Origin of the sequence: Marinilactibacillus kalidii (genome assembly GCF_017599325.1) — a bacterium.
In the GTDB taxonomy this organism is placed as follows: domain Bacteria; phylum Bacillota; class Bacilli; order Lactobacillales; family Carnobacteriaceae_A; genus Marinilactibacillus; species Marinilactibacillus kalidii.
This window is the reverse complement of sequence record NZ_JAGFVM010000014.1, coordinates 82,607-101,517: the sequence shown is the minus strand read 5'-3', so window position 1 is coordinate 101,517 and position 18,911 is coordinate 82,607. Positions and strand designations below refer to the sequence as shown.

Sequence of the window (18,911 nt, the reverse complement as noted above, 5' to 3'; positions counted from 1 at the left end):
TCGTTTGTAACGAATAAGTGAGTGATGTTGTGCCACTTCATTTATTTTGAGAAATTGAAGCGTTCCTCTTCTTTTCGGTACATGCATTCGGTATAATTAGAAAAGTTCTGTAAAATCGAATGATTCAAACAAAAAATAGTGGGTGCATAAATAAAATGAAAAATATGAAATCAAATAAACTCGGCACAATGCCGATGAATCGACTTGTTCTTAATCTATCTCTACCAATGATTATCTCCATGTTGGTACAGTCACTTTATAACGTTGTTGATAGTATGTTCGTAGCACAAATCAGCGAAGAAGCACTGGCAGCTCTATCGCTAGCTTATCCTATTCAGATGCTGATGATTGCGATTCAAGTCGGATCTGGTGTTGGTATGAACGCTGAGTTATCGAGGAGACTGGGTGAAGACAGAAGAGATATGGCTAGTGAAACAGCAAGCAATGGTGTGTTTTTGGGATTTGTTCATTATGCTGTTTTCTTGCTACTAGGTTTGACACTCGTTCGCCCTTTCTTTGAAGCGCAAACGGATAATCCACAAATCATTCAGTACGGTATTGAGTATACGACAATCATAACGGTTTTCTCTATCGGTAAATTTATGCAGTTTGTCTATGAAAGAACATTGCAAGCTACAGGTAGAACATTCTACACAATGATTACGCAAGGAACGGGAGCCATTTTAAATATTGCTTTAGATCCTATCTTGATATTCGGGCTTTTCGGTGTGCCAGCTATGGGTGTTTATGGTGCAGCCATTGCCACGGTAGCTGCTCAAATTATTTCCGCGTTGATGGCTTTTGGATTCAATGCGAAATTTAATGATGATGTAGATATGAAATATCGAGGATTCAGACCAAACTGGAGCGTCATCAAACGAATTTATGCTATAGGGATTCCGTCAATGATCATGACATCGATCACCTCTTTAGTGACGTTCTTCTTAAACAATATACTTCTTCAGTTTACGCCTACCGCGACAGCTGTTTATGGTGTTTATATTCGATTACAAGGATTTGCGTTTATGCCAGTTTTTGGATTGAATAATGGCATGATCCCAATTGTTTCTTTCAATTACGGTGCGAGAAACAAGAAACGAATGATTCTCGCAATTAAGATTTGTCTAATCTATGCAATGAGCATGATGCTCATTGGAACGATACTATTCCAGGCATTCCCAGAACAACTACTAGCGCTATTTAATGCATCTGAGGAAATGACAGCTATTGGCGTATCGGCATTACGTACAATCAGTATTAGTTTCGTGTTAGCCGGTTTCAGTATCATTATGGGAACTGTTTTCCAAGCTTTAGGTAATGGGATGTTAAGCCTTTGGGTGAATGTAATTAGACAACTAATTGTTTTGGTTCCAGCTGCTTACTTGTTTGCTTTATCTGGAAATGTAAATGCAGTCTGGTGGGCAATCGTTCTTTCGGAAGGTGTGGCTGTGGTCTTCTCGGCAATCGTTATGCGTCATGTCTATAAGAAAAAAATCGAACCCATGCTAGACAATACAGAAATCAGTCGAGAACGATTCGCTAATGAAGCAGAATGATGTATCTATGCGTGTTTTCTTAATCAAATCAAGGCACTGAACTTGGGCTCAAATGCCTATCAGTCGATTTTTTCGGTATCTATTTGTTACAATCATATTAGAGTTTTCAAGAAACTTTCATGATAGCTGACAAAATAGAGGAGAGAGAATATGATACCTAAAATTATTCATTATGCTTGGTTTGGTGGTAACGAGCTAGGAGAATTAGAAGAGAAGTGTCTCGCAAGTTGGAAGAAATACTGTCCTGACTGGGAAATTATGCGCTGGGATGAATCTAATTTCAAGCCTGAAGATCATGGTGTATACACAAAACAAGCATATGAAAGAGAAGATTGGGCTTTTGTATCAGACGTTGCTCGCTTATATGCATTAAAAGAATACGGCGGGGTTTATTGTGATACGGACATGGAATTGATTAAACCGATTGATGACTTTAGAACATTACCAGCCTTTTTCAGTTTTGAAATTGAAACAGAAATTTCAACAGGCATTATTGGTGCTGAACCGCATCACAAATTCATCGAAGAACTATACGATGATTATGATGGTCGTGAATTTATTTTGCCAGATGGCTCAAGAGATGAAAAGACAAATGTCATTCGTATTACTGAAATCATGACAGCACGTGGATTGAAACCAGATAATACGAAACAATTAATTGAAAATTGTCATATTTTCCCTCGAGAATATTTTTCTCCAAAAGATTATTACACAAGAGAAGTGGACTCAACGGATAATACTTACGGGATTCACCAGTTCACAGGTAGCTGGTTATAAAATAGAGATAAGAGTAGGTCTAACCTCACCAGGTTAGACCTTTTTTGATTGGATAAGTGACGTTTAAAAGCAGTGTGTAAAGCCATATCTCGTGATACAATATAGAAGGTATTTAGGAGGGAAACTGTTGAAGCTGTATATAAATGGTAAAATTTACGTGGAAAGAAATCTGTTCGCAACGACAATGCTTTTAGAGGATTCGTACATAAAGGCAGTCGGGCAAGATGAGTTAAAAGAAAAATATAGCGAAAAGGCTCAAGTTATTGACTTGAAAGGTGCGACGGTGGTTCCTGGGATGAATGATTCTCATTTGCATTTTCTCATGACGGCTGAATATTTAGATATGCTCGAGATAACCGACGTCACTTCTATGAAAGAACTGATTGAACGTTCTCGCAATTATATTAAAGAAAAAAATCTTTCAGAGAATGATTTCTTGTATACAGAAGGCTGGAATCAAAATTATTTCACCGATATTCAGAAAATTCCAGACAGAGCGGATCTGGATAAAATTTCTACGACCATTCCGATCGCTATGATTAGAGTGGATCGCCACATTATGAGCTTGAATTCTAAAGCGATCAAACAACTGAAATTGACAAAAGATTCTCTATCAGAAAATGGTGGAGAAGTACTCAAAGATAAAAATGGTGAACCGACAGGCGTTTTAACGGAAGGTGCTATTGATCTTGTGCGTCCTTATCTGCCAGAGTCTAGTAAAGAAAAGAAAAAGGTATTACTGAAAAAAACCATGCGTCTGGCAAATAGCCAAGGATTGACCTCAATGCATACAAACGATGCTAAAGATGAGACGATTGAAGAAGTTCTCGATTTGTATAATGAGCTTGAACAAGAAGAGGCGCTGACTATTCGGTTTTATCAACAAATCTGGTTCAATGATGATGATTATATCCAACCATTCTTCGATAGAGGGTATACATTCGGACAAGGCAGCCTATATAACAAATTAGGTCCAGTAAAATTATTTTCTGACGGTACACTTGGTGCCAGAACAGCAGCCATGAGAGAAGGGTATACTGATGACCCAGAGAACTTTGGTGTAGAAACAAAGACGCAAAAACAGTTAAACAAAGAAGTACAGCTAGCTGTCGATCATCAATTTCAAGTCATCATTCATGGCATTGGAGATAAGGGCGTTGAACGGATACTAGATGCCTATGACGCAGCTTTGAACGGTAAGCCTAACACATTAAGACTAGGCGTGAACCACATGCAGATCACAGGGAAAGATTTGATTGAGCGTGTGATTGATAAAGGTTACCTAACCTATGTCCAACCTATATTTTTGAATGACGATATCCCTATCGTACTTTCTCGTATTGGACATGAGCGAGCAGCTACTTCATACGCATTTGGTACCCTAGCAAAAGCAGGTGTACATCAGTCATTCAGCTCGGATGCACCAATTGTCTCATTTAATCCATGGGAAAACATCTACTCCGCGGTAACCAGAAAACGATTGAATGGAGAACCAGAAACGGGCTTCTTACCAGAAGAAGCAGTGGATGTCTTTACTGCCGTAGATGCATATACCATAGAGAGCGCCTATGCTAGTTTTGAAGAAGAGATCAAAGGAAGACTGAAACCCGGATTTCTTGCAGATTTTGTCGTGATCGATAAAGACATATTTACATGTCCACCAGAACAAATCAAAGATACCCAAGTTCTTTCAACAGTCGTTGGCGGAATTGAAGTGTACAAAAAGGAGAACAAGAATGAAGACACTTGCTACTAAGGAAACCCTCAAGAACCTCACATTGATTACGATTGGTTCTTTTTTATACGCCATTAGCGTAAACACATTTACAGTTCCTAATGACCTTGCAGAAGGAGGATTAACGGGTTTTTCACTTATTTTGTTTTATTTGTCAGATATCGAACCCTCATATACGATTTTTATTTGTAATATTTTTATCATCGCAATCGGCTATCGATTTTTAGATAGAAAAACCCTCAATTATACTATCGTAGCGAATGGAATCATTTCAGTCATGCTACTACTGGTTTCGAACTGGGCTTTTATTCCAGAAACCATATTACTAGCACCGATTGGTTCTGGCGTTTTTATGGGAGCAGGCATTGGTCTCATCATGTTAGGTCATGGTACAACGGCCGGAAGCGATATTCTTGCTAAACTCATGCAAAAATATTTAGGCATCAATATACCAGTCGCATTGTTGTTGATCGATATCTTTATTGTTGTCCCGAGTGTCTTTATTATCGGTGTTGAAAATGTCTTTTTAACGATGATCAATTTGTTTATCCAGACCAAAATGATCGACTTTGTATTAGAAGGATTGAATCCACGAAAATCATTCTTTATCATTTCAGATAAATATGATGAGATTGCGCAACAAATTGAAATGCAAATTGGACGCGGCATCACGATTTTGGATGGAAAAGGCCACTTCACTGGAAATAAAAAGCAGATTCTCTATATCATTATTAGTCGTAGAGAGGTGTTAGCCATCAAGCGAATCGTGGAAGCCATTGATCCTAATGCTTTTGTGACACTCTCACATGTACAAGAGGTAACGGGTGAAGGGTTTACCTATCTTTCACAAGAAGAACAGGCAGAAAGAATTACAGAAGCTGAAGAACAGGGATTACAGTAACAAACCAATGTTCATTTAGCTAGAATGGAGCAGATAATGAATCCACCAATCTTATCACTGAAAAACGTGAGCTACCAGACAGATCAGACCAAAATCCTAGAAAACATCAGTTTTGATGTCCAAAAAGGAGAAAATATAACGATCACCGGTCCTTCAGGAAGCGGAAAAAGTACCTTATTAAAAATGATTGGAAGTTTGTTTACACCGACATCAGGCACTATAGCGTATAAAGGAGAACAGTTGGAGACGATTGATCCATTAACGTACCGAAAAGCTGTATCTTATTTCTTTCAAAATGCTTCCTTATTTGATGAGACGGTAAAAGACAACCTGGCATTTCCTTACGAAATACGTGATCAAGAAATCGATGAAAGTCAAATCAAGACCTATTTGAAGCAAGTTGAACTTCCAACGTCCTACTATGACAAACCGGTCAATGCTTTATCAGGTGGAGAAAAGCAACGAATCGCGCTAGTTAGAAACTTACTGTTCAAGCCAGAAGTCTTGTTGTTAGACGAAATAACAAGTGCGCTAGATGCCGAAAACCAAGAGATAATTTTATCTTTATTGAATGAACGTAATCAAAAAGATGGTGTGACGATATTGAAAGTGACACATGATGAAACAGAGATTGCAGAATCAACTAGAGTCATTCGTATCGTGAAAGGGAGAATGGAGGATAGTCATGGGGAATAGTTTAGAAATCAGCAACTGGTCTTTATTTTTTTCGACGGGGCTATTACTCATGGCGATATTTGTTGACTATAAACAAAAGCTTGGGCTAGGTAACGAGATTTTTATTGCCGGTTTAAGAGCAGTCGTGCAACTATTCGTGATTGGTTATGTTTTAAGCTACGTATTTAATCTAGATAATGTACTGGTCACGTTTGCTATGGTTTTATTTATCGTGTTCAATGCTTCTTACAATGCACATAAGCGAAGTGAAGGAATGCCAAATTCTCTTCGGATTTCTTTGATTTCTTTAGGCACAGGGACTACGCTGACTTTAGGGCTACTAATTGCTACAGGAACGATTGAATGGGTGCCATCACAAATCGTCCCCATTACCGGAATGATCGCGAGCAATGCGATGGTTGCCGTCGGATTAACGTATCGCGCCTTAAATGACAAGTTCAAAGATCAAAGACAACAAGTACTAGAAAAGTTGTCCTTAGGTGCGAATGAGAAACAAGCATCTATGACGATTATTCGAGAAAGTATCAAAACAGGGATGACACCGTCAATCGATAGTACCAAAACAGTCGGTCTAGTTAGTTTGCCGGGTATGATGTCAGGATTAATCTTCGCTGGGATCGAACCAACAGAAGCGATCAGATATCAAATCGTCGTCATGTTTATGTTGATTGGAGTCACGAGTATTTCCAGCGTAATTGCGAGTTTTATGTCCTATAAACAGTTTTATAATGATCAAAAACAACTGATTTCAAGGTGACTTTTAGTCGATCATGCAATTAAAAATCAAGTTAATGAGTTTAATGATATATTACAGCCAACTCGAATGAATAGTGTAATATTGGTCTAAATGAAAGAAATCATACGGTTAAGATGACAGTAAGATGTCAATGGCAGGCATGAATATACGCTTTATTCTCGTATACTGTATGAATTATTGCATAAAGCGAACAAATTTTCCTTATTACTGACAATGTCGCAATCTTAGGCATGATTGAAACACAACTGTAAAAAAGTAAGTGAAATAATACAGGAATACTAAAAAGGCATAACAACAAGCAAAACACCCTTTTATTTTAGACTAGTCGTGGTAAGATAACACTCGGTCGCAGATAGATTAAGGTTAGATGAATCTATTGAACATCAAGCGGCAGTAGTTGAGACGATATAAAAACTAGATAAAATGAAAAGGAGCACGACAAATTATGTCTACAGTGCAAAAATATTTAATCAAAGCAGGTGCAACAATCGCATTTGCATCAATGATCGCTTTTGGCGCAACAAACGAAGCAAGTGCAGAAGAAATGTCAGCAAGTAACTGGCAACCGAGAACAGTTTCTGAGATTTCTTCACAAATCGAAGAGCAAATGGCTAATCAAGACGGAGAAGAAGCCATTGAATACACCTTCCAATGGGGAGACACATTATGGGGTATTTCTGAAGCAACAGATGTCTCTGTTGATAAGCTCGTTAAAGTGAACGATATTGATAATCGTAGCATGATTCAAGTAGATACGAAGATTTACTTGAGCGGCGATTCATCAATCATCTCTGTACAAAATGATGATGAAGTTGTCAGTTATGACGTTTCTGAAGACGAAGTTGTCGAGACAGAAACACCAGACGAAGTTAAAGAAGAAGTTGCCAAAGAAGAAAAACCAGAAGCAGTACAAGAAACTAAACCTGAAGTTGAAGAAGCACCAGCTGAAGAAGCGACTGTTCCTGAAGTATCGACTTCTTCAAGTGATGAAGCGACACAAGCTAGTCAGAGTGGTAGAACAGTAGCCGTTGAAGCAACAGCTTACTCATTAAATCAGCCTGAATTAGGAAATGTTACTTTCTCAGGAATCGATTTAAGAGAAACACCAAATGTTATTGCTGTCGATCCAAGTGTTATTCCATTAGGCTCTAGAGTGAATATACCTGGATACGGTGAATTTATTGCTGGAGATACAGGTAGTGCAATCCAAGGAAACCGTATTGATATCCACATGACTGACCTTCAGCAAGCACTTCAATTTGGACGTCGTTCAATAGAAGTACAAATCATAGAATAATCGTATAAAAAAAATAGTATCAAAAAGGCTGAGAATCTTGGATTCTCAGCCTTTTTTTATGAAAATTAGTCAAGAAGTGTATTGTTTTTTACAACAACTCGACCATCAGCTAAATAGACACGTGGAATTCTTTTGCCGATACCACATAATAATTCATAGTGAAAACTATTGGTTAGTTCAGCCATTGTATAAAGTGACGGATAATGCGCACTTGGATCTCCAAAAAAGACGATTTCATCCTTTTCTGTGATATCATCGATATCACTCACATCTAGCATGATCTGATCCATACAAATGCGACCAACGATAGGCGCCTTTTTTCCATTAGCAGTTAAATACCAACGGTTAGAAAGTTGGCGCGGTATACCATCTGCATAACCAAGTAAAATTGTCGCTATGGTTCTTTCTTGATCGGCTTTGTAGGATCGACCGTAACCTACAGTATCTCCTTTAGCAATTTTTTTAATAAATGCCGCATGTGTAGTTAATTTCATAATTGGTTTTAAATCAATATAGTCGGTCATGCTTTTGTCTGGATGATAACCATAAAGAGAAATACCTGTTCGTATCATGTCTAGATGATACTCAGGAAATGCCAGTGTCGCTGCCGTATTGGTACAATGTTTTAGATTGAAAGTAATCCTTTTAGATTCGAGATAAGAAACGATAGACTGATACCGCTTGAACTGTTCTTTAGTGAAAGTAGGATCCTCTAAATTTTCAGCATCTGCAAAATGTGTAAAAATACCATCAAATACCACAAAATCAGATTGTAATGTGTTCATCACTGATAAAGCTTCTTCGTTGGTTCGTACACCAATACGTGACATCCCGGAGTCGACTTTTAAATGAATAAAAGCGGTCTTGCGCAGTTCTTCAGCAGTAACACGAATCGCTTCAGCTACTTCTTTTGTAAACACAGTCATCGTGATCTTATTCGCAATAGCTGTCGCAATCGTTTTTCTCTCAATTGGACCGAACATTAAAATCGGAATCTGAATACCCGCTTCTCTGAGCTCCATGGCCTCATCTAGTACAGCGACAGCGAGGTAATCTGTACCTAGTGATTCAAGTTTTTTACTCACTTCTACGGCACCATGACCATAAGCATCTGCTTTTACAACAGACATAAATTTCGTTTTAGGGTCTAGCTTTTTTTTCATTTGATGATAATTATACTCGAGATGATCCAGATTGATTTCTGCACGAGTAAATCGATAACTTCCATAATCCATGATTGATCAACATCCTTATCGGTTTGTACTCGTTATTTTAACATGAATGAAGAAGTACAATGAATACCAAATGCGTTAGAATCGTTATTTTTATTGAATCTTGTTACAATAAGTCAAATTAGGATCGTTAATAAGGAGATTAAATACATGAATAGACGAAGAGGGGTATTGCCTGTTATCTTGTTAAGTTTATTGCTGGGTGCATGTTCAGAGCAATCAGCACCGGAGATTGCACCAGGAGCAAATCGTGAGGTGACAGAAGGGTCAGACGAAAATACTGATGCAGCCGGTACAGATCAGCAAATGGCAGCGTTAGATGTGGATTTATACAATGGAGATTCTCAGCGAGCAGGAAATGCCATTTTTGATGAAAATGAAGGAAATGTTATGCTGACATTAAACTTGGAAGATGTATCTGCTGGTGAATTGAGTATTCAGATTCATCAAAAAGGGGTAGCAACACCCCCTAGTTTTGAGGATGCCGGGGATGATTATCAGGCTTTTGATTTGCCTGGTTTAGAAGTATCGGAAGGTGGGGCAGTCAACCAAACGTTTGAGTTAGAGGGAGTATCGCTTTTACCAGATGCTGAAGGCACGCTAGCCACCCAAGAAGGCTCATCGATCATCATTTTAAATGGGTCTGGTAACCGTATTATCGGTGGCATTGTTTTTCCACCGCAATAAATAGAATCAACTCGAGCTTTCTCAACGAGAGAGCTCTTTTTTTGTGCATTGTACCTTGTCTGTTCGTGAACACTTCGGTATGATTAGCCTATTACATTCGAAAAGGAGCAATTTAGATGACGATCAATCAATCACTGTTAACTTCATTCAAAGAAACATTCAATGCTGAACCGGCTAATCATGCGGTCAAGCAAGCAATCGCTAAAGTAGGTATTGCAGATGCTTCTATCGACAATAATCGATTAAGACGCCATTCATTCGTTTTCTCTGAAGAAACGAGCCGTGGTGAAATAACGAACCAAAAAGCTAGTGGACGTTGTTGGATGTTTGCTGCATTGAACACAGCAAGAGTAGATACAATGAAAAAACTGGATGCGAAAACCTTTGAGTTTTCACAAAACTATACTTTGTTCTGGGACAAGCTTGAAAAATCAAATTATTTACTAGAAAATATCATTGATACAGTAGAAGAACCATTGAATTCAAGACTAGTTCAGCACCTATTATTTGATCCAATCCAAGATGGTGGACAATGGGATATGTTTTCGGGTTTACTCGAAAAATATGGTGCTGTACCCAAAGCGGCTATGCCAGAAACGTATCATTCTTCTAATACAAGAGAATTGAATACAATGCTGACGGCCAAGTTGAGAGAATTTTCTGCAACGATTCGTCAAGCACATCAAAATGGCGCAACCAAAGAAGCGTTGATGAAGATCAAAGATGAATCCCTCTATTTTGTTTATAATCTACTAGTCAAATCTTTGGGAGAGATTCCTGAAACGTTTACGTACGAATATAGAGATAATCAAAAGAACTTTCATCGTATCAAAGACATCACACCGCAAGATTTCTTTAAAGAATACGTGGCTTGGGATTTAGAAGACAGAGTGAGCCTGATCAATGCGCCAACAGACGATAAGCCTTTTGGAAAAGCCTATACTGTGAAATACTTAGGTACAGTTAAAGAAGGTAAACCCGTTACCTATATCAATGTTCCAATTGATGTTTTGAAAAAAGCAGCTGTTGCAGCAATCAAAGACGGAGAACCTGTATGGTTTGGATGTGATGTCGGAAAAATGCTAGACCGAAAAGCAGGCATCATGGATCATCATACTTATGATTATGATGCCACACTAGGTGCTTCTGTAGGGTTAACAAAAGCACAAAGACTAGACTATGGTGAGAGTTTACTGACGCATGCAATGGTATTTGTCGGTGTTGATTTAGACGAAGACGGTCAACCAATCACATGGAAAGTTGAAAATAGCTGGGGAGATACTTCTGGCGATAAAGGGATTTATTCAATGAGCGATCAATGGTTTGATGAATACAATTATCAAATCACAGTCAGTAGAAAATATGTTGAGGAACAATGGTTAAAAGCTTTGAAAGAACCACTTACTGAGTTAGAACCATGGGATCCAATGGGTGCTTTGGCCATGATGCAGTAACCACCTTTGTCGGGAGTAAAGATAAAGGAGGAATAAAGTGGCTGTAGAGTATAATTTGTTTTGGTTTTCACATTGATTATTGAAGTGATGGGCGGCTATGTCGTCATGAATGCGGTCATTATCCAAAATCAACGTGAACATAAACCAAGTATTAACGGGCGCTCGATGATTACCTTATGCATCATTAGTCTGATCATCCTCGCGACGATTTCTATTAGAGTCTATTTATTTTAATAACTTGAAGCCTTAGACAGCACTCGCTAAAAATACAATAAAAGAAGAAGAGGATAGCCAATTATTGGCTATCCTCTTCTTTTTAGAATAGTTCCATGTATAGATGAACAGATGAACCGACTGCACCACCGATAACAAAATACATAATCATTTGAATGGGCACAAACCATTTGATTTCAGTTAAATCAGCTTTTTTATCTGTTGAGACGCGCGTTAATAAAAAATAACCGATCCCAACGGCGATGCCTAAAATAGGTAACATCATTTGTATCTGTTGTGGTCTCCAAATACCAAAGACGGTGCCTACTATAAAACCTAATAGTTGTAAGAGCCGTCTTTTATTTTTAGATAGTATGATAACCCCTCCTTATTTCATTGCACTCAGATTGTATCATAGATAAAAGAAATGAAGGACAAATCAAAATAAAAAGAATAAAAGCTTGTCTTTCTATACTATGCGTTGTATAGTATTGTGTATAAGGAGGTGTCGAGGGTGGACACACAATTAAAAAAAGGCCTGATTGAATATTATATTTTAGCGAACTTGAAGTATGGAGATTCTTATGGATATGAGATCGTTAAAACGATATCGGCACATATGCCCATAACAGAATCAACGTTATACCCAATTCTTAAACGATTAGAAAGCCAGGGGAAAGTGTCGACCTTTTCCAGTGCGTACAATGGAAGATTAAGGAAGTACTACAAACTTGAATCAGAAGGATTAGATAGTATTAAAAGTTTTTTGGGATCTTGGGAAAAAGTTGAAGCGATACATGACTATATAAAAAGGAGTGTAGAAAATGAATAGAATTGAATTTATCAAAACATTAAGCAGTAAATTATCTTATGTAATGAAGCCTGAAGAAGTGAGAGAGCTAGTTGATTATTATGATGAAATGATTTTAGATTTGATGGAAGAAGGTATGAGTGAAGAAAAAGCAGTTAGTCAATTGGACTCACCAGAAAGTATTATTGAATCAATTAAAGGAACGCCACTAGAGTTCAAGTTTCCAATTAGAAAAAAGGTGAGTCCGTTATGGATGGTCTTGTTGATCGCGGGATTTCCGCTGTGGGGCAGTTTAGCTTTAGCAGGCATCATGATTGTGATGAGTATATATATTCTGATTTGGTGTATACCATTTTTGGCAGGATCACTGGCATTTGCAGGTGTTTTAGGAGGGTTAGTGAGTGTTGTATTAAGTCCACTTGCAACATTTGACGGATTGCATATTGGTCTTACACAATTCGGTATTGGATTGTTCTTGTTTGGCGCAGGAATATTGTTCACAATGTTGACCCTTAGTATGAGTAAAACCTTTATTGCTTATAGTCAAAGCATGACGAATAAAATCAAAAAAATACTATTTAATCAAAGGAGTGTAGTAAGCATATGAAAATCGGGAAAAGATTTTTGATAAAATTAAGCTTAACCTTCATGTTGGTCGGGGCAATCGTTTCGTTTATCGGTTTTGCTTCTAGTGGTTTTGATATTGATCAGTATGCGGAAAATCAACACCACTGGTATAGAGTGGTACATTTCGAATAAATGAATGGTGTTTGACATCAGAATGACTGTACGGTATTCTAATAACAACTTACAAAAAGAGAGAGGTGTACTCTGGGCCAATGCGTAAATAATCCTATAACAAATCAATGAGATGTTCAGAAGTTCCATGGGAGCTTTGTTCAGCGACGTCTACACTTGATGGAATAGGATGGATACGATAGGGTGCATACAGAGATACACAGGCAAAATAGCTTGGCTATTTAGGCTTATTTATCCTTATCACAATTCGACCCTCCTATTCCCAACAATGGAATAGGAGGGTTTTTTATGTCATCTTAAATCTTGACTGATACAGAATCTAGAGATAAGAGGAGATGAAAGCATCATGGCTTGGATAGAAATCAACCAACTGACTTACTCGATTAAAGATAGAAATTTATTTTCTATTGAACATTTGAAAGTAGAGCCAGGAGACAAGATAGGCCTTGTTGGAAAAAATGGTAGTGGCAAAACGACTTTACTGAATATACTAAAAGGAACGATTCAACCGGATACCGGAACAATCAAACGGCTTCAGACCATTACCATGATTCCACAATTAAAGGAAACAATCGACACTAAAAGCGGTGGAGAAGTAACCGCAAATGCAATCATAAATAGCTTGAATGAAAAAGCGGGGATATTGTTTGCTGATGAGCCAACCACACATTTAGACGTAGAACATGTGGAGTGGTTAGAAAAAGAAATCATTGCTTACAAAGGTGCACATATTATCATTTCGCATGATCGTGATTTTCTGGACCATACGTGCAATAAAGTATGGGAATTGAGCAACGAAGAGATCAAGGAATTTACTGGTAATTATTCAGCTTATGAAGAAATAAAGCAAAAGGAACACAAACGACAACAGAATGCTTACGATTCGTATAGGAAAAAAGAAAAGCAACTACAAGAAGCAAAGGAAAAAAAGGAACAACAAGCAGACAGAGCAACGAAGAAACCAAGCAATGTATCTGGTTCAGAAGCCCGTATCGCAGGATCAGTTCCTTATTTTCAAAAGAAAGCGAAAAAATTGCATAAAACAGCTAGTTCGATTGATAAACGAATCGATCAATTAGAAGCGGTTGATCGACCAGAAGCGATCGAACCAGTCAAAATGAAATTGACGAATGCTAAAGGCTTTATCAATAAAAAAATTATACGAGCCAACGATTTTGGTATTCGTTTTGGACAGAAAATTCTTTTTAAACCAACAAGCTTTTATATCAAGGGTGGTGAGAAGGTTGCAATTGTTGGAGCCAATGGAAGCGGTAAAACAACTTTACTCAAACATATCTTAGCTGAATCAGAGGGAATAACAATCTCACCAGCAATGAAAGTGGGGTATTTCGCTCAAGATTTAAGTGTATTAAAAGAAGATCAGACGATTTTACAAAACGTACAGGAAGGTTCTAAACAATCAGAAACCTTGATTCGCATCGTTTTAGCACAATTATTATTTAAAAAAGATGATGTTTATAAACCGATTCATGTGCTCAGTGGTGGTGAACGAGTGAAAGTTGCCTTAGCGAAATTACTTGTTGGGGACTTTAATACACTTGTGCTAGATGAGCCAACCAATTTCTTGGATACACAAGCTATAGAAGCACTGGAATCGCTATTGAGAGAATATGAAGGGAGTCTTTTAGTTGTGTCTCATGACCGACGTTTTATGAACAAAGTAGCCAATCGTTTAATGATTATAGAAGAGAACCAACTGAAAACTTTCGAAGGTCGCTATGAAGACTATAAAAATACAACGAGTAGACAGAGTCCGGATAAACAAGAAGAAGAACTGATGCGCTTAGAAAATGAAATCGTTAAGGTATTGAGTCAATTGAGTATCGAGCCATCTGCTGAATTAGAGCAGACATTTCAAGAACTACTAAAAGCAAAAAAACAATTAATGAACTAGACGATAAAATCAAAAAATAAAGAAGCTTCTTTTAGCGTACTTATAGCTAGAAGAAGCTTCTTTATATAAGGTGGAGTAGAGTAAGTTCCAGCAGGTTTAACACGTTATCATAAGAAGTAGGAATATGGTAAACTTAAAGGGATAAACCATTTAGTATGGAGAAACACGAGCTTATCTGAAGTCATCGTTCATAGCATAAAAAAAATAAATAAATCAATAAAAGAAACATTAAACAGTATAAAATTAGGATCTTATTTTGAATGAAAAAAGAAACTGCTAAAAAGGAGCATACTAGATGCAAAATGAATTTGAATATGAGACAGCGATGGAATTGATCGTATGCATTACAATGCCCAAAGAGGGAGATCATATCATCAAACTAGCGAATGAAGCTGGCGTACAAGGCGGAACCATTTTTTATGGAGAAGGCACCTCTGGTAAAGGCATATTGAAAACACTTGGACTAAATTCTATCAAAAGAGAGATCGTACTGATGGTTACTTCAGAAACAAAAGCTTCACGAGCTTTAAAGCATATCGCAAAAGCTAAAGTGATGAAAAAGAAAAGTAACGGTATCGGTTTTCGATTATCTTTAAATGAAGTACGTGGTATACATGAGAATGTGGAAGAAAAAATAACGGATTTTGATGAGGAGAAGAAAAATATGCATCAGGCAATTTATGTAATCGTAAATAAAGGAGAAGCAGAAGATGTGATGGAGCATGCGCAAGAAGCAGGTGCTCAAGGTGGCACGATCATTCAAGCAAGAGGGGCTGGTAATGCAGAATCCAGAACGGTATTTCATATGGATATCGTACCAGAAAAAGAAGTAATCTTGATTATTGCTGAAAAATCTAAATCACAGTTAATCATCGATACGATTAGTGAAGAACTGAAAATCGAAGAACCCAACAAAGGTATCTTATTTGTAACAGATCTGAATGAGACGATCGGGCTGAATTGATCTAATTGAAAGGAGGTCTTCATTTAAGTGAATATTCTTAAAGAAAAATTTTTAGAAGTTATTCAAGCAGTCACCCCGATCGTCATGCTGGTTTTGATCATCAACTTCTTGTTTGTGCCATTACCGACAAGCTCACTAGTTGGCTTTATACTAGGTGCAGTGGTGATCGTGATTGGACTGACCATTTTCTTGATGGGAATAGATGTAGCTTTAGAACCCATTGGCTCACATATGGGGAAAGGAATCGCCAGGTCAAATAAAATATCAGTAGTAGTCATTATAGGGTTATTGTTGGGTTTTTTCATTTCTTCAGCGGAGCCTAGTTTAACTGTACTTGGTAATCAAATTGGACTCGTAACGGGAGGAGAAATTACAAGCTCCTTTATTGTCATCATTGTTTCCGTTGGTATAGCCGTTATGGTTGTTGTTGGCCTACTTAGAATCGTCTATAGTTTATCGATTATCCCAATTTTAACGATTGCCTATTCAATCATTTTACTACTTTCTTTCTTTACCTCTACCGAATTTTTATCTATTTCATTCGATACTTCCGGCGCAACAACGGGATCTATAACGGTTCCGTTTCTACTTGCGCTATCAACCGGTATTGCCTCACTCAAAAAAAGCAGTAAAAGCTCAAGCGAAGATAGCTTCGGGTTAGTAGCGATTGCGTCCACTGGAGCGATACTCTCAGTCATGATCGTCAATGTCTTTTCACCAACTGAAGAATTGTCAGGGTCATTAGATATTGTAATGGGAACAGAAAATGGGTTCTTTATTGATTTGATTAGAGAGATTGCAACACAACTTGGAGAAGTAATTGTAGCGATTCTACCCATCGTTATCTTATTCGGATTGTATCAGCTTTTCTGGTTGAAACTGTCTAAGGTGAAGCTAGTTAGAATTTTGGTTGGTTTATTATATGTATTTATAGGATTAGTATTATTTCTATCCGGCGTAAATGCTGGATTTATGAACGTTGGTAGCTTGATTGGTTATACACTAGCAGAACAAGAGTCTTACGGATTGTTATATATGATTGGGTTCTTGCTAGGATTCCTATCGATTCTTGCAGAACCAGCGGTCAGTGTATTAACGAAACAGATCGGTGTAGTGACCTCGGGCGCTATTAAGCCAAAGGCTGTTCTAACTACACTATCAATTGGTGTAGGTCTAGCTATTCTTTTGTCAACCATGCGACTCGTAGTGACAGATTTAGAATTATGGCACTTACTATTGCCAGGCTACGTATTGGCGATTGGATTAAGTTACATTGTGCCTAAACGATTTGTCGGTATGGCATTTGATGCCGGTGGTGTAGCGTCTGGTCCTATGACTGCAACCTTTATCCTAGCATTTATTCAAGGAGCAGCAGAAGCAATACCACATGCCAGTGTCTTGATCGATGGTTTTGGAATGATTGCTTTAGTCGCTTTAATGCCTATCCTTAGCTTGCAGATTTTTGGTCTGATCTACCATTTGAAAGAATGAGAAGCTCAGATAAACACTAAAAAATATAAAAATCCCTCAAAGATAAACATTTCTGCTTATCTTTGAGGGATTTTACTTTATAACTTTATAATGTTGCTGGTGCACCAGGACCTAACGGAAGACCGAGGTAATACCAGATAACGAGCAGGATTGACCATGTAATCAAGAAGGCGATCGTATAGTAAATCATGGTTGAGATGATTGTCCCTAATCCACTTTTTTTGTCATATCTTTGAGCAAAGACCAAAATCATGGCGAAATAGCTCATTAATGGAGAAACAACGTTTGTAGAAGAATCTGCAATACGGTAAGCCATCAAAGTCATTTCAGGAGCAATGTTCAAGTTGAACATCATCGGAGCAAAAATCGGTGCCATAATGGCCCATTTTGCACTCGCGGATCCCATGAAGAGATTAATGAATGCAGTGAACAAGATGAAAGCCAAAATAAGCGGCAAGCCTATAAAACCAATGTTTTCAAGCATAGTGGCGCCGTTACTGGCAATAATTGAACCAAGGTTCGTATAAGCAAAGTAATTGATGAATTGCGCAGCAAAGAATGCTAACACCAAATAGCCACCCATTGAGCTCATTGACTCAGACATGCCTCTTACAAAATCGTGCGAAGATTTAATTTTACCTATGGTAATACCATAAGCCAGTCCTGGAAGGACAAAAAGCAAGAAAATCATAAACAATAAGCCTGATGACAAAAAGTTACTTAAAGTCATATCACCATTTTCATCTAAAGCTCTTAGTGCGGCAGTTTGTGGCACCATGAGTAAAGCCATAATAGCTAAGAAAGCAAGAAGCGTAAGTAATGCATAAAGGAGTCCTTTATTTTCTTGAGAAGACAGGGCTTCTTGTTTTGGTTTATAATCTCCCTCGTAGGTGCCAAGTCTAGGTTCTACGAATTTGGTGGTTACGAAAGCACCTACTCCAGTCAATACAAAAGTAGAGACGATGATAAAGTACCAGTTACCAGTTGTTTCAACGGAATAGTCAATGTTAGCGGATGTTAATGCATCATTTGTGATTCCTGCAAGTAAAGCATCGGTTGGACCAAAAATCAAATTAGCAGAAAATCCCGCGGATACACCGGCAAAAGCTGCGGCTAAACCAGCAATTGGGTGACGACCGGCAGCTGCAAACATGATGGCACCCAATGGAACGACCACTACATACCCTGCATCTGAAGCGATATTTGAAATAATACCGGCAAAGACGACCATGGCTGTTAATAACCAGGTGGGTACATTACTTAATAATTTCTTTAAAGCGGAAGAAATCAATCCAGTCCATTCTGCAACACCAACACCTAACATCGCAACAAGAACCGTACCTAATGGCGCAAATCCAGTGAAGTTAGAAACGGCACTGTTGAATATGTAGGCGATACCTTCTTTATTCATCAAAGAGATGGCCTCTACTACACCTGGTTCTCCAGTTTCCGCATTGATCATTGGTGCACTTAAACCTAGACGAACCGAAATTTCTGAAATGAAAATGATACCAATCGCAAAGATAATAAAAATGACAACCGGATGAGGGAGTTTATTTCCAACACGCTCAACCATTCCAAGTAAACCTTTATTTGTATGCTCTTCAGAATAACGCATAAACTTAAATCCTCCTTATTTGATTATAAATAGCGTAACGATTTAAAT

19 protein-coding genes are annotated in these 18,911 nt (G+C 37.9%); 16 read left to right on the top strand and 3 right to left on the bottom strand.

What is annotated here, in order from left to right:
• Positions 1-155: 155 nt before the first annotated feature.
• The 7 genes from J5J05_RS03225 (at position 156) to J5J05_RS03195 (ending at position 7,719) form a co-directional block, all read left to right on the top strand.
• Positions 156-1,556, top strand: coding sequence for an MATE family efflux transporter (locus J5J05_RS03225; RefSeq protein WP_208559234.1), 1,401 nt, complete (start codon positions 156-158; stop codon positions 1,554-1,556).
• 150 nt (positions 1,557-1,706) lie between these two features.
• Positions 1,707-2,333: a glycosyltransferase family 32 protein gene (locus J5J05_RS03220; protein WP_208559233.1), complete on the top strand. Its 627-nt coding sequence runs from the start codon at positions 1,707-1,709 to the stop codon at positions 2,331-2,333.
• 127 nt (positions 2,334-2,460) lie between these two features.
• Positions 2,461-4,089: an amidohydrolase gene (locus J5J05_RS03215; RefSeq protein ID WP_208559232.1), complete on the top strand. Its 1,629-nt coding sequence runs from the start codon at positions 2,461-2,463 to the stop codon at positions 4,087-4,089.
• Positions 4,070-4,969, top strand: a complete 900-nt coding sequence (locus J5J05_RS03210; RefSeq protein ID WP_208559231.1) for a YitT family protein — start codon at positions 4,070-4,072, stop codon at positions 4,967-4,969. The genes J5J05_RS03215 and J5J05_RS03210 overlap by 20 nt, the downstream gene beginning before the upstream one ends.
• Positions 4,970-5,005: 36 nt before the next feature.
• Positions 5,006-5,665, top strand: coding sequence for an ABC transporter ATP-binding protein (locus J5J05_RS03205; protein WP_208559230.1), 660 nt, complete (start codon positions 5,006-5,008; stop codon positions 5,663-5,665).
• Positions 5,655-6,422, top strand: a complete 768-nt coding sequence (locus J5J05_RS03200; RefSeq protein ID WP_208559229.1) for an ABC transporter permease — start codon at positions 5,655-5,657, stop codon at positions 6,420-6,422. Before J5J05_RS03205 ends, J5J05_RS03200 begins: the two co-directional genes overlap by 11 nt.
• A 445-nt stretch (positions 6,423-6,867) precedes the next feature.
• Positions 6,868-7,719, top strand: a complete 852-nt coding sequence (locus J5J05_RS03195) for a 3D domain-containing protein (RefSeq protein WP_208559228.1) — start codon at positions 6,868-6,870, stop codon at positions 7,717-7,719.
• A gap of 65 nt (positions 7,720-7,784) precedes the next feature.
• On the opposite strand, the gene alr is transcribed toward J5J05_RS03195, so the two are convergent.
• Complete coding sequence (gene alr, locus J5J05_RS03190) at positions 7,785-8,954, bottom strand: alanine racemase (protein ID WP_208559227.1); 1,170 nt, start codon at positions 8,952-8,954, stop codon at positions 7,785-7,787.
• A gap of 147 nt (positions 8,955-9,101) precedes the next feature.
• Here alr and J5J05_RS03185 point away from each other — a divergent pair, with 147 nt between their 5' ends.
• The 3 genes from J5J05_RS03185 to J5J05_RS03175 all read left to right on the top strand — a co-directional run bounded on the left by J5J05_RS03185 (position 9,102) and on the right by J5J05_RS03175 (position 11,326).
• On the top strand, positions 9,102-9,638 hold the full coding sequence (locus J5J05_RS03185; protein ID WP_208559226.1) for a hypothetical protein: 537 nt from the start codon (positions 9,102-9,104) through the stop codon (positions 9,636-9,638).
• Positions 9,639-9,754: 116 nt separating this feature from the next.
• The gene (locus J5J05_RS03180) at positions 9,755-11,092 is read left to right on the top strand and encodes a C1 family peptidase (protein WP_208559225.1); all 1,338 of its coding nucleotides are present in this window, start codon (positions 9,755-9,757) and stop codon (positions 11,090-11,092) included.
• Between the two features lie 60 nt (positions 11,093-11,152).
• Complete coding sequence (locus tag J5J05_RS03175; RefSeq protein WP_208559224.1) at positions 11,153-11,326, top strand: hypothetical protein; 174 nt, start codon at positions 11,153-11,155, stop codon at positions 11,324-11,326.
• A gap of 82 nt (positions 11,327-11,408) precedes the next feature.
• Here J5J05_RS03175 and J5J05_RS03170 read toward each other — a convergent pair whose 3' ends face one another.
• Positions 11,409-11,588 carry a hypothetical protein gene (locus tag J5J05_RS03170; protein WP_208559223.1) on the bottom strand — a complete coding sequence of 60 codons (180 nt, stop codon included), beginning with the start codon at positions 11,586-11,588 and terminating at the stop codon, positions 11,409-11,411.
• A gap of 231 nt (positions 11,589-11,819) precedes the next feature.
• Here J5J05_RS03170 and J5J05_RS03165 point away from each other — a divergent pair, with 231 nt between their 5' ends.
• From J5J05_RS03165 to J5J05_RS03140, 6 genes are all read left to right on the top strand, one after another.
• The gene (locus J5J05_RS03165; protein WP_208559222.1) at positions 11,820-12,137 is read left to right on the top strand and encodes a PadR family transcriptional regulator; all 318 of its coding nucleotides are present in this window, start codon (positions 11,820-11,822) and stop codon (positions 12,135-12,137) included.
• Entirely contained in the window at positions 12,130-12,723 is a 594-nt protein-coding gene (locus J5J05_RS03160; RefSeq protein ID WP_208559221.1) for a DUF1700 domain-containing protein, read from the top strand. The genes J5J05_RS03165 and J5J05_RS03160 overlap by 8 nt, the downstream gene beginning before the upstream one ends.
• Positions 12,720-12,875, top strand: a complete 156-nt coding sequence (locus tag J5J05_RS03155) for a hypothetical protein (RefSeq protein ID WP_208559220.1) — start codon at positions 12,720-12,722, stop codon at positions 12,873-12,875. Before J5J05_RS03160 ends, J5J05_RS03155 begins: the two co-directional genes overlap by 4 nt.
• A 346-nt stretch (positions 12,876-13,221) precedes the next feature.
• The gene (abc-f, locus tag J5J05_RS03150) at positions 13,222-14,790 is read left to right on the top strand and encodes a ribosomal protection-like ABC-F family protein (RefSeq protein ID WP_208559219.1); all 1,569 of its coding nucleotides are present in this window, start codon (positions 13,222-13,224) and stop codon (positions 14,788-14,790) included.
• A gap of 295 nt (positions 14,791-15,085) precedes the next feature.
• Positions 15,086-15,754, top strand: coding sequence for a P-II family nitrogen regulator (locus J5J05_RS03145; RefSeq protein ID WP_208559218.1), 669 nt, complete (start codon positions 15,086-15,088; stop codon positions 15,752-15,754).
• 27 nt (positions 15,755-15,781) lie between these two features.
• The gene (locus tag J5J05_RS03140) at positions 15,782-17,245 is read left to right on the top strand and encodes a DUF1538 family protein (protein ID WP_208559217.1); all 1,464 of its coding nucleotides are present in this window, start codon (positions 15,782-15,784) and stop codon (positions 17,243-17,245) included.
• A gap of 85 nt (positions 17,246-17,330) precedes the next feature.
• On the opposite strand, the gene J5J05_RS03135 is transcribed toward J5J05_RS03140, so the two are convergent.
• A complete protein-coding gene (locus J5J05_RS03135; RefSeq protein ID WP_208559216.1) occupies positions 17,331-18,863 on the bottom strand; it encodes an AbgT family transporter in 1,533 nt (510 codons plus the stop codon).
• Positions 18,864-18,911: the final 48 nt, after the last annotated feature.

Excerpts from the sequence above, each read along its gene's own strand:
- J5J05_RS03225 (WP_208559234.1), top strand. The coding sequence starts at position 156 with ATGAAAAATATGAAATCAAATAAACTCGGCACAATGCCGATGAATCGA.
- J5J05_RS03220 (WP_208559233.1), top strand. The coding sequence starts at position 1,707 with ATGATACCTAAAATTATTCATTATGCTTGGTTTGGTGGTAACGAGCTA.
- J5J05_RS03210 (WP_208559231.1), top strand. The coding sequence starts at position 4,070 with ATGAAGACACTTGCTACTAAGGAAACCCTCAAGAACCTCACATTGATT.
- J5J05_RS03205 (WP_208559230.1), top strand. The coding sequence starts at position 5,006 with ATGAATCCACCAATCTTATCACTGAAAAACGTGAGCTACCAGACAGAT.
- J5J05_RS03200 (WP_208559229.1), top strand. The coding sequence starts at position 5,655 with ATGGGGAATAGTTTAGAAATCAGCAACTGGTCTTTATTTTTTTCGACG.
- J5J05_RS03195 (WP_208559228.1), top strand. The coding sequence starts at position 6,868 with ATGTCTACAGTGCAAAAATATTTAATCAAAGCAGGTGCAACAATCGCA.
- alr (WP_208559227.1), bottom strand. The coding sequence starts at position 8,954 with ATGGATTATGGAAGTTATCGATTTACTCGTGCAGAAATCAATCTGGAT.
- J5J05_RS03185 (WP_208559226.1), top strand. The coding sequence starts at position 9,102 with ATGAATAGACGAAGAGGGGTATTGCCTGTTATCTTGTTAAGTTTATTG.
- J5J05_RS03180 (WP_208559225.1), top strand. The coding sequence starts at position 9,755 with ATGACGATCAATCAATCACTGTTAACTTCATTCAAAGAAACATTCAAT.
- J5J05_RS03170 (WP_208559223.1), bottom strand. The coding sequence starts at position 11,588 with ATGTTACCTATTTTAGGCATCGCCGTTGGGATCGGTTATTTTTTATTA.
- J5J05_RS03160 (WP_208559221.1), top strand. The coding sequence starts at position 12,130 with ATGAATAGAATTGAATTTATCAAAACATTAAGCAGTAAATTATCTTAT.
- J5J05_RS03155 (WP_208559220.1), top strand. The coding sequence starts at position 12,720 with ATGAAAATCGGGAAAAGATTTTTGATAAAATTAAGCTTAACCTTCATG.
- abc-f (WP_208559219.1), top strand. The coding sequence starts at position 13,222 with ATGGCTTGGATAGAAATCAACCAACTGACTTACTCGATTAAAGATAGA.
- J5J05_RS03145 (WP_208559218.1), top strand. The coding sequence starts at position 15,086 with ATGCAAAATGAATTTGAATATGAGACAGCGATGGAATTGATCGTATGC.
- J5J05_RS03135 (WP_208559216.1), bottom strand. The coding sequence starts at position 18,863 with ATGCGTTATTCTGAAGAGCATACAAATAAAGGTTTACTTGGAATGGTT.